The organism is Pontibacter sp. T17 (genome assembly GCF_057219875.1).
Genome location: NZ_JBXVVW010000002.1, coordinates 679,705 through 693,156 on the forward strand (window position 1 = coordinate 679,705; position 13,452 = coordinate 693,156).

14 protein-coding genes are annotated in these 13,452 nt (G+C 58.2%); 8 read left to right on the plus strand and 6 right to left on the minus strand.

Translation table 11 applies throughout. The annotated features are described in order from the left end of the window. The first annotated feature begins 2 nt into the window (after positions 1 to 2). Positions 3 to 236, plus strand: a complete 234-nt coding sequence (locus AC2D8O_RS10940) for a hypothetical protein (RefSeq protein WP_484678855.1) — start codon at positions 3 to 5, stop codon at positions 234 to 236. Between the two features lie 15 nt (positions 237 to 251). Here AC2D8O_RS10940 and AC2D8O_RS10945 read toward each other — a convergent pair whose 3' ends face one another. Further along, a complete protein-coding gene (locus AC2D8O_RS10945) occupies positions 252 to 524 on the minus strand; it encodes a hypothetical protein (RefSeq protein ID WP_484678856.1) in 273 nt (90 codons plus the stop codon). 29 nt (positions 525 to 553) lie between these two features. On the opposite strand from AC2D8O_RS10945, the gene AC2D8O_RS10950 reads away from it, so the two are divergent. From AC2D8O_RS10950 to AC2D8O_RS10960, 3 genes are all read left to right on the plus strand, one after another. Next, positions 554 to 1,009 (plus strand): hypothetical protein, encoded by a 456-nt coding sequence (locus tag AC2D8O_RS10950; RefSeq protein WP_484678857.1) that lies wholly within the window; start codon positions 554 to 556, stop codon positions 1,007 to 1,009. Positions 1,010 to 1,057: 48 nt separating this feature from the next. After that, the gene (locus tag AC2D8O_RS10955) at positions 1,058 to 3,904 is read left to right on the plus strand and encodes a T9SS type A sorting domain-containing protein (RefSeq protein WP_484678858.1); all 2,847 of its coding nucleotides are present in this window, start codon (positions 1,058 to 1,060) and stop codon (positions 3,902 to 3,904) included. Between the two features lie 115 nt (positions 3,905 to 4,019). Next, positions 4,020 to 6,512, plus strand: a complete 2,493-nt coding sequence (locus AC2D8O_RS10960; protein WP_484678859.1) for a penicillin acylase family protein — start codon at positions 4,020 to 4,022, stop codon at positions 6,510 to 6,512. A gap of 11 nt (positions 6,513 to 6,523) precedes the next feature. On the opposite strand, the gene AC2D8O_RS10965 is transcribed toward AC2D8O_RS10960, so the two are convergent. The 4 genes from AC2D8O_RS10965 to AC2D8O_RS10980 form a co-directional block, all read right to left on the minus strand. Next, on the minus strand, positions 6,524 to 7,159 hold the full coding sequence (locus AC2D8O_RS10965) for a hypothetical protein (protein WP_484678860.1): 636 nt from the start codon (positions 7,157 to 7,159) through the stop codon (positions 6,524 to 6,526). A gap of 116 nt (positions 7,160 to 7,275) precedes the next feature. Beyond that, positions 7,276 to 8,376, minus strand: coding sequence for a hypothetical protein (locus AC2D8O_RS10970; protein ID WP_484678861.1), 1,101 nt, complete (start codon positions 8,374 to 8,376; stop codon positions 7,276 to 7,278). Then, the gene (locus AC2D8O_RS10975; protein ID WP_484678862.1) at positions 8,354 to 9,025 is read right to left on the minus strand and encodes a hypothetical protein; all 672 of its coding nucleotides are present in this window, start codon (positions 9,023 to 9,025) and stop codon (positions 8,354 to 8,356) included. The genes AC2D8O_RS10970 and AC2D8O_RS10975 overlap by 23 nt, the downstream gene beginning before the upstream one ends. Next, the gene (locus AC2D8O_RS10980; protein WP_484678863.1) at positions 9,015 to 9,611 is read right to left on the minus strand and encodes an RNA polymerase sigma factor; all 597 of its coding nucleotides are present in this window, start codon (positions 9,609 to 9,611) and stop codon (positions 9,015 to 9,017) included. Before AC2D8O_RS10980 ends, AC2D8O_RS10975 begins: the two co-directional genes overlap by 11 nt. A gap of 205 nt (positions 9,612 to 9,816) precedes the next feature. On the opposite strand from AC2D8O_RS10980, the gene hflX reads away from it, so the two are divergent. The 4 genes from hflX to AC2D8O_RS11000 all read left to right on the plus strand — a co-directional run bounded on the left by hflX (position 9,817) and on the right by AC2D8O_RS11000 (position 12,672). Further along, positions 9,817 to 11,001: a GTPase HflX gene (gene hflX, locus AC2D8O_RS10985; protein WP_484678864.1), complete on the plus strand. Its 1,185-nt coding sequence runs from the start codon at positions 9,817 to 9,819 to the stop codon at positions 10,999 to 11,001. 1 nt (position 11,002) lies between these two features. Beyond that, positions 11,003 to 11,602, plus strand: a complete 600-nt coding sequence (locus AC2D8O_RS10990; protein ID WP_484678865.1) for a ribonuclease HII — start codon at positions 11,003 to 11,005, stop codon at positions 11,600 to 11,602. A 43-nt stretch (positions 11,603 to 11,645) separates the two neighbouring features. Continuing rightward, positions 11,646 to 12,311, plus strand: coding sequence for a phosphatidylserine decarboxylase family protein (locus tag AC2D8O_RS10995; RefSeq protein ID WP_484678866.1), 666 nt, complete (start codon positions 11,646 to 11,648; stop codon positions 12,309 to 12,311). 157 nt (positions 12,312 to 12,468) lie between these two features. Further along, positions 12,469 to 12,672 (plus strand): hypothetical protein, encoded by a 204-nt coding sequence (locus AC2D8O_RS11000; protein ID WP_484678867.1) that lies wholly within the window; start codon positions 12,469 to 12,471, stop codon positions 12,670 to 12,672. Between the two features lie 27 nt (positions 12,673 to 12,699). Here the strand turns inward: AC2D8O_RS11000 and AC2D8O_RS11005 are convergent, their stop codons facing one another. Then, positions 12,700 to 13,446 (minus strand): polyprenol monophosphomannose synthase, encoded by a 747-nt coding sequence (locus AC2D8O_RS11005; protein ID WP_484678868.1) that lies wholly within the window; start codon positions 13,444 to 13,446, stop codon positions 12,700 to 12,702. Positions 13,447 to 13,452 lie beyond the last annotated feature (6 nt).

The window sequence follows — 13,452 nt, forward strand, 5'->3', positions numbered from 1 at the left end:
ACATGCAGAAGTTCACGATGTACACTGGCTTCGTTATGGGAGCCGTATTTCTGATTGTAGGCACCCTGCTGATTGCCAGCCCCCCTGAGGGCTTCAACCTGCCCATCAGCCCGGCAGTACTGGGTGTGATTGTCGTAGCCTACGGCGTGCTGCGCCTCACGCGAGCGTGGTTTCAACTGAAGGCCGTGCGCCGCGATGCCGCCCGCGAACGGCTGGACAACCAGCAACAGAACTGACCGCCGCCAATCGCACTAACGGACCACCAGACTGCCCAGATAGGTAAACAGCGTACTGAGGACCATAAAGCCGAAGACAAACCGCAACTGCCACTCGGCCGCTTTGGCACCCATACTGGCCGAAAGCCGTGCCCAGACCTGTGGGAAAGCACAGGCAGAAGCCACGAGCATGGCGATAGAGGCCATGAAATCGAGGCCGTTGCCGCGCAGGGCCACTACAAACTGCAGGACGCCCAACAGGGCCAGCAGTATACCCATCAGCGTCAGAATACCTGGAGTAAAACGCATAGTGCCGCAAGTTATCCCGCAGCCATCGTATGAAAAACCACCTGTGCAGAATTAGCGTCCTGCTTGTGCTGCTGATGCTGGCGGTAGCGGCCAGCTGCCAGACCCGCGCCGTCACCCGCCAGGACACCGGCCGGGCGGCCATCCGGGCCAGTGGCCTGCGGGATGAAGACCCCAGCCGCATCGAAATGACCGTTGTGCTGCGCGGCCCATGGACTCCACTGGGCCTGGGCCATTCCATGCTCGTGCAAATGCGGGTGCTAAAGGTGCACAAAGCAGGTCGCGATGCCGAACAGTTGATATCAGGCATCGACAGTCTGGATGGCCGCATACGGATAACAGAGGACATGGTTATGGATAACCAGGCAGGCGCCACCCGGTCTGATGTCGAACTCAAACGTGGAGATACACTTTACGTAATAGGCCGACTAGCCCCAATTAGCCAAGGGGCGGTTTCCATGGAAATCATTCGTTGTAAAAAACCGTAATACAAGGAGATAGACTCCCTAAATTGGCCCCTTGTAAAACCCATTCTGATGAAACACCTTCTACGATTGCTGGCGGGCGTAACGGTTATTGCCGTACTGGTGTACCGCTTTGAGCCTGAGGAAAATGTGTGGTACGTGAACCCAATGCGCACCACTGAGTATGAAGAGGGCCGCCCCGACCGGAAAGAGGGCGGAGCCCAGAGCCGTGCCGCATGGGAGCTGATGCGCCTGGCTGATCCGGCCACCGGCCAGATTCCTTTTGCCATCCGGCGGAATGAGCTGCGCTATGCCCGTACGCTGCCTACCAGCATGTACAAAGCGGGAGGGCTGGTGCCAGTAGACTTTATCCAGCGCGGCCCCAACAACGTGGGAGGCCGTACCCGTGCTCTGGGCATTGACGTACGGAACGGCAACACCATTATTGCAGGTGGGGTATCGGGCGGCGTGTGGCGCACTACAGATGAAGGCGTGAGCTGGAGCCGTGTGCCCAATGGCAACGACAACCAGTCGATTACCTGCATTGCGCAGGATCTGCGCCCCGGCAAACGCGACAACTGGTATTATGGCGGCGGTGAGCGTCTGGGCAACAGCGCCTCCAAGTCCGGTGCCTTCTATGTAGGAAATGGCATCTATGCCTCGGCCAACAACGGCACTTCCTTTACGCAGTTGCCCAGCACTGCGTCGGCTACGCCGGTGTTCGATGGTGATTTTGACATCATCAACGGGCTTATAGCCGATTACAAAGCACCCGCCAATCAGGATGTGCTCCTGGCGGCAGTGTATGGTGGCATTATGCGTGGTGTGCGCAATACCGGGCAGACAGATTTCACCTGGACAGCCGTGATCGGCACCGCAAGCCTGACTGCGGGCCAGTATACCGAGATAGCTCAGGATACGGCCAACAAAGTGTATTACGCCACGGTGTCGTCGGAAGGGGATATCCCAGGCGGCATCTTCCGCTCAACGGATGGCATTACCTGGACCAACATTACGCCGGCATTCATGCCAGCTTCCTGGGGCCGCACTGTCATTGGCATTGCACCTTCGAACCCCAACGTAGTGTATTTCATGGTGTACGACTTTGACGGTGGAGGCACCAACGAAGCCCACTTCTTCAAGTACACCTATGTGTCGGGCAATGGCGCCGGTGCAGGTGGTACGTGGGTAAACCGCACGGCCAACCTTCCGCGTGCGGCCAACTTCACGGGCGTAAGCAATTCGGTAAGCGGCCTTGAGTTGCAGGGCAGCTACAACATGATTGTTCGGGTGAAGCCCGACAACGAGAACGTAGTGTACCTGGGCGGTACCAACCTGTATCGTTCCGAAGATGGTTTTGCTACCCCTATCAGCAATGAGGGCTGGGTGGGCGGCTACTCTAAGTTCGTGACCATCATAGACCTGTACCCGAACCAGCACCCCGATCAGCATTCGCTGGAGTTTTCTCCTGGAAACCCCAACCGGATGGTAAGTGGCAGCGATGGCGGTATTTCTGTTGCGGCAAATGCAGGCGGCATCGCCGATGAAGGCTTCTGGCAATTCCGCTCGTTTGGCTATGTGACCGGGCAGTTTTACACTGCGGCCCTGGACCCTGCACCGCTGTCGGCCAATGCCGCCAGTGCAAGCCTGGTACTGGGCGGGCTTCAGGACAACTCGACCTACTCAACGGCTAATGCCGGGGCCCTGAGCAATTGGGAAGATGTAGGCGGTGGTGATGGGGCTTTCTGCGCTGTGGCTCCACAGGCGCAGTTCGGGATTATCTCCACGCAGGGTGCCAACCTGTTCCGCTACATTCCGAACCTGACCACCGGTAGCGGCAGTTCGTATGTGCAGGTACACAACCCCAATCTGAAGCCTGGCACCTTCCTGTTCATCAACCCCTTTGTGATGGACCCCAACGACGCCAATACGATTTACATGGCGTATAAAGACTCGCTGGGTATCAACACAGGCGTACGCACCCCGAACCCTGTTACGCGCTGGGTAACGATCCCGGGCTCGAAGCTGCCTACGGTTGCTGGCGCAGCCCACAACGTAACTGCGGTTGCGGCCTCCAAAGCTCCGGCCAACGTGGTGTTCTATGGCAGCAACCGCGGCCGTCTGTTCCGGGTAGACAATGCCAAAGACGCCACACCGACGATCTCGGAAATAGGCGGAGGCCTGCCACTGGCCAACATCAACTGCATTGCGATTGACCCGCGCGACGCAAATAAAGTGATTGTGGTAATGAGTAACTACCGCGTTCAGAGCCTCTTCTACTCAGAAAACGCCCTGTCCGGTGCACCGCTCTGGCGCGCCATCTCGGGTAACCTGGAAGAAGGGGGCAATGTGCTGGGCAATGGCCCCTCGACCCGCTGGGTAAGCATACTGCCGCTCAGCAATGGGAACACCCGCTATTTCTGCGGCACCAGTGTAGGCCTGTTCTCGACCAATGATCTGACAGGAACACCCACGTGGGTACGCGAAGGTGCCAGCACCATTGGCACTGCCATCGTAGACATGGTAGTAACCCGCGAGATAGACCGTGCCGTCATCGTGGCTACACACGGCAACGGGCTATATTCAGGCTTTGCACCCGACGACACTTCTGGCGGCCTTGTAACGACCCCTGTTGCAAATGGTATTAAGTCAGGCGAAGTGCGGGTAGGTCCTAATCCGCTGTATGCCAGCAGCAACAAACAGCTGTACTACAACCTGGCGCAGGCTGCCAGCAGCGTAGAGGTAGAGATCTTCAACACGGCAGGGCAGACGGTGGTGTCCTATCGTCTGGGGGCACGCCCGGCAGGCGAGCAGAGTTCGCCCCTGGTGGCAGGCAATCTGGAATCCGGTGTTTACATCGTGCGGCTGACCACCAACACCGGTACCCGGGCAACGGGCCGTTTCCTGGTGGTGAAGTAATCCATTTGGCTAAAAATGTTGCAAAAGCGCCCCATAGGGGCGCTTTTCTATTGCTGGACCATGCGGCGAAACCGCCCAGCCTGTATATTGTAAACACAACACTCCCCAATTGTACATGCACTGGTTACGCTTTGGCGCTGCGGCAATTCCAAGTCTGCTGCTGATTGTTCTCTTCAACATGAAACTGGGGCCGTTGCCCCCTGTAGGCAAGCTTCTAAGCCCGTTTGGGGGCTTCTGGGAGCAGGCCGAGGGTGCGACCCCACTGGAATCGGGCGAGTTGAAGCTACCCGGCCTCAAGGGGAAAGTCACGGTGCTGTTTGACGACCGTCTGGTGCCGCACATCTTCGCAGAGAACGAGCACGACCTGTACATCACGCAGGGCTACCTGACAGCGCGTTTCCGTCTGTGGCAGATGGACCTGCAAACGCGCTTCGCGGGCGGCATGCTGGCCGAGGTCCTAGGCCCCGATCTGGTAGAAACAGACCTTTTCTATCGGCGTAACGGCATGATGAAAGCGGCCGAAGCTGCCCTGGAGGAGATCAAGAAAGAACCGCTGACACACGAATATCTGCAGGCGTATGCCTCAGGCGTGAACGCCTATATAAACAGCCTGTCGTATGCCGATCTGCCGCTGGAATACAAACTGATGGACTTTGAGCCCACCGAATGGAGCCCGCTGCGTACGGCGCTGCTGCTGAAATACATGGCGTGGGATCTGAGCTCGGAGTCGAGCGACTGGGCAATGAGCCACGTCCTGGCCAAGCTGGGCCCACAACTGACCCAGAAACTGTACCCCAACTATCCACACAAGGAAGACCCCATCATCCCGCGTGGCACTGAGTGGGATTTTGAACCAGCCGCTGCACCCAAAGTGCCCGACAACTGGCTGAGCTATGGCGCAGACACCACGCTGGATGCCACCATAGGAGCTGCCGAGCTGCCCCGCAAGCCCGACCCCGACAACGGAAGCAACAACTGGGCCGTAGCGGGCAGCAAAACAGCCACTGGCCGCCCCATGATTGCCAATGACCCCCACCTGTCGCTGAACCTACCGTCCATCTGGTTTGAGGTGCAGCTGGTGTGCCCCACCGTGAATGTGTATGGGGTATCGCTGCCGGGTGCACCGGGGGTGGTTATCGGCTTCAACAAAGACATTGCCTGGGGCGTGACGAATGTGGGCTCGGATGTGCGCGACTTCTACCGCATCCGGTTCAAGGACGCCAGCCGGAACGAATACTGGCACGACAACCAATGGAAGAAAGTAGAACGCCGCATTGAGACCGTAAAAGTGCGTGGCCAGGCCGACCGTGTAGACACCGTGCTGTATACCCACCACGGGCCTGTCCCTTACCTGAAACCACAGGATGGCGGCGGTGAGCCCGCAGGCATGGCTGTACGCTGGCTGGCACTGGAGCCCAGCAACGACTTCCGCACTTTCTGGGCGCTGAATCATGCCCGCAACTACGACGACTACAAAGCCGCACTGGCCACCTATGTTTGCCCTGCACAGAACTTCTGTTTCATCAGCCGCGAAGGCGACATCGCCCTATGGGCCAATGGCCGCTTCCCACTGAAATGGGAGGGTCAGGGTAAGTTCATCAGCGATGGCACCGACCCCCGCTACGACTGGCAGGGTTGGATACCGCAGCCCCACAACCCCCATGTAAAGAATCCCAAGCGGGGCTTCGTTAGCTCGGCAAACCAGCAGTCGGCCGATGAGACGTACCCCTATTATCTTGACTGGCATCAGGTAAACCTGTGGCGCGGTGCGCGGATCAATCAGCGACTGGATGCCATGCGCCAGATTACCCCCGACAGTATGCGGGCCGTGCAGAACGACAACTACAGCCTGATGGCAGAGATGTTCCTGGGCACACTGCTGAAGGCCACTGGCAACCAGACTCCCGTTTACACCGAGGCTGAACTGAAAGAAGCAGGCGAGGACGTAGCCGAAACGTTGCCACAAGCCTATGCCGCACTGAAAAACTGGAACCTGCGCAACGACCCTGACCAACCCGGAGCTACGGTATTCAACCGCTGGATGGACGATTTCATGCTGGCGACGCTACAGGACGAACTGGGCCAGGAAAACGTGCGCTATCCCGACGACGTGGAAGTGGCCCTTGCCGTGATGGCCGACAGCAACTTTGTGCTGCTGGACGATGTGAAAACGCCGCAGACAAAAGAGAACCTGCGCGATATCGCGCGGAAGTCTTTCCTGATGGCTGTGAGCCGACTGCACAAACGGCTAGGCACCTATGGGGAAGGCTGGCAGTGGGGTGCAGCCAAGAATACCCGTATCACACACCTTGCCAAGTTGACACCCTTCAGCCGGAGTGTACCGGGCATAGGGGGTGGCGAGGGCATTGTGAACGCGACGAAGTCGACGCACGGCCCGTCGTGGCGGATGGTGGTGCAGGTGGGCGACATGCCCACCGGCTTTGGCATCTACCCCGGCGGCCAGAGTGGCAACCCCGGCAGCCGGTTCTACGACAACTTCATTCCGCAATGGGGCAAAGGCGAACTGGCCCCGCTGCTCTATCTGACCGAACCCAAACTGCCCGAAGGCAAAGAGCTGGTGCGCCTAGACGTACTGACAGCCAACTGACCCCTCAGCGCTCAGAGCCCTGAGCCCCAGATTCCCATATACAGGCTGCCTTTGGTGGCCTGTATTTTTTTGCCTTGCCTCGAATAAAGGTAGACTTTCTGGAAAGAGGCGGAGAGTATGTACTCATAAAGGCCAAAACCACCGATGGCTTTGCCGGGGCGATACTCGGCTGACGAACGGAAGCGAACCGCCTTCGGCTGTGGGCCCCAGGCTGAGCTGTACAGCGTACCCGTACTGTCTTTGTAGCGCAGCTCGATGCCGTCGCGTGCATAAGACTCAGAAGCAGGGTTGGCCTGAGCGAACTGCCAACTGCGGCGAGCAAACAACTCTGCGGCCAGCAAAGCGCGGGACTGCTGTTTTACCACCTTGTGGTGTACGTACACCTGCACACCTCGCCCGCCCAGAAAGTTGTTGTAGTAGACGCCTGCCCGGTCTGTACGCCAGGAGTAGGTCGTATCGGGAGAGGTGGCCAAGACACTGTCCTCGCAGCATATGACCGCATGCCGGTCTATGCCGGGAGAGGTTTCGAAACGAACAACGCCAGCTTCGGGCGATGTGAAGATGGCAAAGAAGGGGACCGGCTGCTGTGCCAGTGTCAGGCTGGAAACGCTGGCAAGGGCGAGCGCGAGAAGTGCGGAACGCAACATTAGAGAAGAGAATGGTGAGGCCAAATAACAACAGAAAGCACCAGCCGGTGCCTTAACAGAATGCAAACAGCCCGGCAGTAATGCCAGGCTGTCGTGTATTGGACATTCAGGGCGCGTCAGTTGGCGCCGACTAGATTCATGCGGAAATCGCTGTGAAGCCCATTGAGTACCACCCGGGCAGTACCTGTGCCTACCTGACCGTTGTAATACGCGGAGGTAGCGGTTTTTTCCAATGAGTTGACACGCGTCTGGCCCATAGGGAAGCGAAGGTCACCAAATTTGAAGCGGGCATCGAAGGAAAACGCTGCGCCAGGGGCGAAATTGAGCGTTGCGTCACCGTAGTCTGAGGAAACTTCCACCAGACTAAAGCCAGGCTCAATGCGGTCGATATTCAGGCGACTGGGGTAGAGGGCTACCAGCTTCGCCTGTTCTTCCACTACTCCAAGTGTGATGCCCCCATAGGATACCTTGCCGTCAAATGAGTGCACACGGTCTACGACCAGGTCGGCATATTTGGAATCGACGGTAAGCTTATGCGCCGTGCGAATACGCATCTTGCCATAGCCGTTGACCAGCACGATATCGCCGAGACGGTCGAAGTCGTAGGTACCGTATTCAGCCGAGAGCGACCCCTGGGCAATTTCAGCCACATCGGCACCCCCATACTTGAGTTCGAGACGGGTGTTGCGGCCAGAGAGCTTGCCTGCCTTCAGGTTGCCATACGACATGCTGATGCTGACCGGACCCGTGAGGGTACCGAGCAGTGCGCTGCCGAAGGAGTTGCGAATTTCAAGCGCCTGACTTGCGGGCATGTTAACGACCATAACAATCTCGAAGCCTGCCCGTGAACGCGAGCCCATGTTGAGTTCTCCATCGAGGCCAGTTTGCAGTTGGATGCGCCCACCCGCACGGCTCTCGCTAACCACCAGACGCTTCTGGATTTCCATGGCGCGGTCAAGGCTCTCGGCCCAAGACTTTAGATTGATTTCGACAGAGATGTCGGGGCGATCCCAGGCGTTGACGATGACGCGGCTGAACTTGCTCTGGAGGGCCAGTACCTCACCGGGCGAAGGAGTAAACGCCTTTGTGACGGTGCGCGTCTGAAGGTTGGGGCGCTCTGTCTGAGCCTGGGCGCCAGTGTGCGCCAGCCATACGAGCCCCATGAGCACCAACAGTGCAAATGACGCCAGGAACTTAGAGGAGAACAGGCTTTTCATTCTGGGCCTCCTTGGCTTTGCGGTCGTGTGCGATTTTCTTGAGTACCTCGATCTGCCGATTGAGGACGTCAACACGCATCTGGAGGTTGATGACAAGCGCCGAGGCGATCTGGTCGCGGTTGGGGCTGGTAGCCATTTCCTGTTTCAGAGCGAGATACATGCTGTCGAGCCGCTCAAGGTCACGGGTGAATGCCTCACGGAGCTCGGGGAGATTGCGGGTGGCTTCAGCGACCTCGGTCTGCTTGGCCTGGATAATCTGCATGAGCTGGGCATCGGTCTGCGCGAGTTGGGGGTCGTAGGCGGCTACCGAGTTATTGGACGGCGCTACAGGCGCCGACGCAATACTGGTAAGGCGACCCAGTTCGGGCATGGTTGGGTTTCGGAGTACCACCGCAAAGCCAACCAGCAGCATGACGGCAGCGGCAATCTGGTAAGAGATGGGGCTGAAACTGATGATACGGCCCAGCGCACCACCCTTTCGGCGCTTGCCGGGGCCGGGCAGCACACGGGGTGCTACATCGCGGGCATCAGCGTCGAGGGTCTGGCGCACACGGTCCCATACCAGCGGGTCGGGTTCGTAGGCGTCAAACGCGTCGCGGTGCTCGGCGATGAACCGCTCCAGCGGATCGTATTTTGGGTTATCCTTCATCGCTTTCGGAAAGGATTTGACGTAGTTTGTTTTTTGCTCGGTTCAGTTGCGACTTCGAAGTAGACTCGGTGATACCGAGAATATCGGCTACTTCCTGGTGGTCATAGCCTTCGAAGAGATAGAGAGTGAGCACAGTACGATAACCATCAGGCAAAGACTGTACCGCTTTTCGGATGCGCTCTACGGTGTAGCTATCGGAATCGGCGGCGATGCCCATCGAGCCAGCGGATGGGTCAGCGTCTTCGTCGGCCCGGGCATTGTGCCGCTGCATAAGGGGCACCATGTCGAGTCGGCGGCGTTTCACATGCTGCACAGCGCAATTGACCACAATGCGCTTGAGCCAGGCACCGAAAGTGCTTTCTCTCTTAAAACTCGCCAGATGGCGGAAAGCGTTCACAAAAGCCTCCTGCAGCACATCCTGTGCCTCGTCGAAGTCGTTCGTGATGCGCATGCACACGTTGAACATGGCCCGATTGTACAGCCGATAGATTTCATGCTGGGCTTTACGATCGCCCTGGAGGCACAGGTCTATCAGTGCTTCGGGATCTTTGCGGTCAGATGCTATGGTGGCCACAAGGGTATCCATGTTGTGCTAAAGAGCACGCCTGCCAGGCAGGGGTTGCATGCTTCAGCCGAAATGAGCAAAAAAGACTGCCGCGCTGACAGCCAACTGCAATAATACGCATGCCCCAGCGCAACGCTGTAGCCAAAGTTGCTCTTTTTTACCCCAAACTGGGTATGACAACGGCCACCTGCCCCCAGCCGTTATATTTGTGTTTTACGATTACTGCTTGGAGCCTACCCAACCCCACCGTTCTGCCGCCGACCGCCACGGGCCCATTCCCGCGGTGCTGGTAGGCGTATGGAACAAACGCACCATTGGCTATGAGCAGGCCATGGAATACCTGGCCGAACTGGAAATGCTGGCCACTACCTATGGCGCCCACAGCGTAAAGTCCATTCTGCAACCGATGGACAAGCCCATCGCCTCTACCTATCTGGGCAGTGGCAAGCTGGAAGAGATTCTTGGGATCTGCGAGCTGCTGGGTGCCCAGATCGTAATTTTTGACGATGACCTGAGCCCCACCCAGGTGCGCAACCTGGAAAAAGCCCTGAACCGACGGATACTGGACCGTTCGGGCCTGATACTGGAAATTTTCTCGGAGCACGCCCGGACCTCGCAGGCCAAAGCCCAGGTAGAACTGGCCCGGCTGGAATACCAACTGCCACGCCTGACCCGTATGTGGACGCACCACTCGCGGGAACGGGGGGGTATTGGCCTGAAAGGTGCTGGCGAAATGGAAATCGAGACCGACCGCCGCATCATCCGCGAGCGCATTGCCAAGCTGAAGCAGGACCTGAAGAAGATAGACCGCCAGAACGAAACCCGGCGCAAACACCGCGAGAACGTGGTGCGGGTATCCTTGGTGGGCTACACCAACGCAGGTAAAAGCACTATCATGAACCTGCTGAGCAAGAGCACCGTGCTGGCTGAAAACAAACTCTTTGCCACGCTGGACACTACCGTGCGCAAGGTGGTGCTGGGCAGTGTGCCGTTCCTGCTGTCCGACACGGTTGGGTTCATCCGTAAACTGCCGCACGGATTGATTGAGTCGTTCAAGAGCACACTGGATGAGGTACGTGAGGCTGATATTCTGCTGCACGTGGTGGACATCTCGAACCCGCACTATCTGGAACACGTGCAGGTGGTACGCAACACACTGGCCGACATGGGCGTAAGCGACAAGCCAACCATCATGGTGTTCAACAAGCTGGACCAACTGGAAGGCGACGACATGGACGACCTGGGGCGCACCTGGCAGTCGTATGAGCGCTATCCGGCGGTGTTCATCTCGGCTACACAGAAAGACAATATCGACAAGCTGCGAGGCGCCCTCATCAGTGTGGTGATTCAGCAGTATCAGCACAAGTATCCGGGACTGATTGAACGCAACGGCTACATCACGATAGAGTAACATGGCGCTGGAGCCGTATCTGGAAGCCGGGCGCGTAGAGGCGGGCGTGGACGAAGCTGGCAGGGGCGCACTGGCAGGCCCAGTGGTAGCCGCCGCTGTTGTTTTGCCGCCCGATTTCCGCCACCCTACCCTCACCGACAGCAAGCAGCTGAACAAAGCGCAGCGGGAAGCTCTGCGCGAAGTGATACTGGCCGAGGCAGTAGCCTGGGGCGTGGGCATTGTGAGTGTGGAGCGCATAGACGAGATCAACATATTACAGGCGGCCTTCGAGGCCATGCACGAGGCCATCGGCTGCCTGTCAGTAACGCCCGACCACCTGGCGATAGATGGCAACCGCTTCCGGCCACACGCCACCCTGCCGCATACGTGCGTAATCAAAGGCGATGGAAAACTGCTGCACATAGCAGCCGCCAGCATTTTGGCGAAAACCTTCCGCGACGACCTGATGCAGCTGCTGCACGCCGACTTTCCGGAATACGGCTGGGCCGGAAACGCAGGCTACCCCACACCCGGCCATCGCCGGATGATTCAGGAGCTGGGCGCCACGCCTTGGCACCGCCGCAGCTTCACCGTGAAGCCCGTGCAGGCAAAACTGTTCTGAGCCAAGTAGCTGTTATCGGTGCAGCCCTTACCTTTGCACCCTGATGAAACCGTACATTCTGCATCGTGAGGGCCGCGTGGAAGTGGCCGTGATTCTTCTGGCAACCCTGGTGGGCGGCGGCCTGAGTTTCTGGCTGCTGGGCAACCACTGGTTTGCGTGGCTGCTGACCCTAACGCTGGCAGTGCTGGCAGGCCTGGTGCTCAACTTCTTCCGCAACCCCACGCGCACCATCGCCACCAACGCCCAGCATGTGATTGCCAGCTGCGATGGCAAAGTGGTGGTGATAGAAGAGGTGGAAGAGCCGAAGTTCTTCAAAGGCAAGCGTATTCAGGTTTCCATCTTCATGTCGCCGCTGAATGTGCACGTGAACCGCAGCCCCATTGCTGGCAAGGTGGAGCACTTTGAGTACAAGCCGGGCAAGTTTCTGGTGGCCTGGGACCCCAAGAGCAGCGAAGAAAACGAGCAGACCTACACCGTGGTGAGCAATGGCCGCCATGCCATTGGCTTCAAGCAGATAGCAGGCGCTGTAGCCCGCCGCATCCGGTGGTACATCAAGCCGGGCGATGTGCTGGCGCAGGGCCAGGAATACGGCTTCATCAAATTTGGCAGCCGGATGGACCTGTTGCTGCCACTGGACGCCAAGGTGACTGTGCAACTGGGCCAGGTAGTGCGGGGTGGTGAAACCGTCGTAGCCGAACTGCCACAATAAGCAGCGGGTAACCGACTTTCGGCTGATGGACGTCAGGTAAAAGCACGCGAATTCCGTCACCCAGCGAATACACGAATATCAGGCCCGCGCCGAACAGGCATCAGGGTTTGTCAACGGGGGAGGGTGCAGTTTTGGACTGTACTCTCCCCCTTGTGTTATGTGCCAAACCCTTGACCACCTGCTGACCGACGCCCATGGCGCCACCACCGGAACGCAGGAACGAAAATGCAAACAGTGTCCTAACTGTAAAAAGCGGCAGGAGCGGATGCAGCAGCAGGCAATTGACCTTCCGAGCGCCGTGCCATTTGCCCGTTATACCGACGAACTGAGACTGCCCAGCGACGAACAGCCCAACAGTTGAGACGACCCAGGGAGTGGGAAGTGCTTGTCAGGCGGTGCGGGCCGGCAGGCGCTCCCACTTCTGGAAGAAAGATGCGAGCTTGAGCGACAGCACACCGAATACGGCTTCGCGAATGATTTTGCCCGACATCTTGGAGACCCCCTGTGCACGCTCGGTGAAGATGATGGGCACCTCTCGGATACGGAAACCAAACTTCCAGGCCTTGAACTTCATCTCGATCTGGAAGGCATAGCCAGTGAACTTCACTGGCTTGGACAGGACCGTCCGCAGGGTTTCGGCACGGTAGCACTTGAAGCCTGCGGTGGCATCGCGCAGGGGCATACCGGTAATCCAACGCACGTAGACAGAAGCAAAATAACTGAGCAACACGCGGCCCATGGGCCAGTTGACGACATTGACGCCAGTGATATAGCGCGAACCGATGGCCAGGTCCTGCCCGTCGTCGCGGCAGGCACGCAGCAGGTGCACCAGGTCGTCGGGGTTGTGGCTGAAGTCCGCATCCATCTCAAAGATGTAAGCGTAGTTTCGGGCGAGGCACCACTCGAAGCCAGCGATGTAGGCTTTGCCCAGCCCCTGCTTCCCCGCACGCTTGAGAATGAAGAGCCGTTCGGGATAGGCATTCATCAGGGTCTCTACGGCCTGGGCAGTTCCGTCGGGGGAGTTGTCATCCACCACGAGCAGATCGATACGTTCGGGCAGGGCCATAACCCTGTGAACCATCCGCTCGATGTTCTCTATCTCGTTGTAGGTGGGGATGATGACGATGGCCGACATAGCGCA

Coding starts and splice junctions, on each gene's coding strand:
- AC2D8O_RS10970 (WP_484678861.1), bottom strand. CDS start 8,376: ATGAAAAGCCTGTTCTCCTCTAAGTTCCTGGCGTCATTTGCACTGTTG.
- AC2D8O_RS10990 (WP_484678865.1), top strand. CDS start 11,003: ATGGCGCTGGAGCCGTATCTGGAAGCCGGGCGCGTAGAGGCGGGCGTG.
- AC2D8O_RS10955 (WP_484678858.1), top strand. CDS start 1,058: ATGAAACACCTTCTACGATTGCTGGCGGGCGTAACGGTTATTGCCGTA.
- AC2D8O_RS10975 (WP_484678862.1), bottom strand. CDS start 9,025: ATGAAGGATAACCCAAAATACGATCCGCTGGAGCGGTTCATCGCCGAG.
- AC2D8O_RS10950 (WP_484678857.1), top strand. CDS start 554: ATGAAAAACCACCTGTGCAGAATTAGCGTCCTGCTTGTGCTGCTGATG.
- AC2D8O_RS11005 (WP_484678868.1), bottom strand. CDS start 13,446: ATGTCGGCCATCGTCATCATCCCCACCTACAACGAGATAGAGAACATC.
- AC2D8O_RS10945 (WP_484678856.1), bottom strand. CDS start 524: ATGCGTTTTACTCCAGGTATTCTGACGCTGATGGGTATACTGCTGGCC.
- AC2D8O_RS11000 (WP_484678867.1), top strand. CDS start 12,469: ATGTGCCAAACCCTTGACCACCTGCTGACCGACGCCCATGGCGCCACC.
- AC2D8O_RS10965 (WP_484678860.1), bottom strand. CDS start 7,159: ATGTTGCGTTCCGCACTTCTCGCGCTCGCCCTTGCCAGCGTTTCCAGC.
- AC2D8O_RS10995 (WP_484678866.1), top strand. CDS start 11,646: ATGAAACCGTACATTCTGCATCGTGAGGGCCGCGTGGAAGTGGCCGTG.
- AC2D8O_RS10960 (WP_484678859.1), top strand. CDS start 4,020: ATGCACTGGTTACGCTTTGGCGCTGCGGCAATTCCAAGTCTGCTGCTG.
- AC2D8O_RS10980 (WP_484678863.1), bottom strand. CDS start 9,611: ATGGATACCCTTGTGGCCACCATAGCATCTGACCGCAAAGATCCCGAA.
- AC2D8O_RS10940 (WP_484678855.1), top strand. CDS start 3: ATGCAGAAGTTCACGATGTACACTGGCTTCGTTATGGGAGCCGTATTT.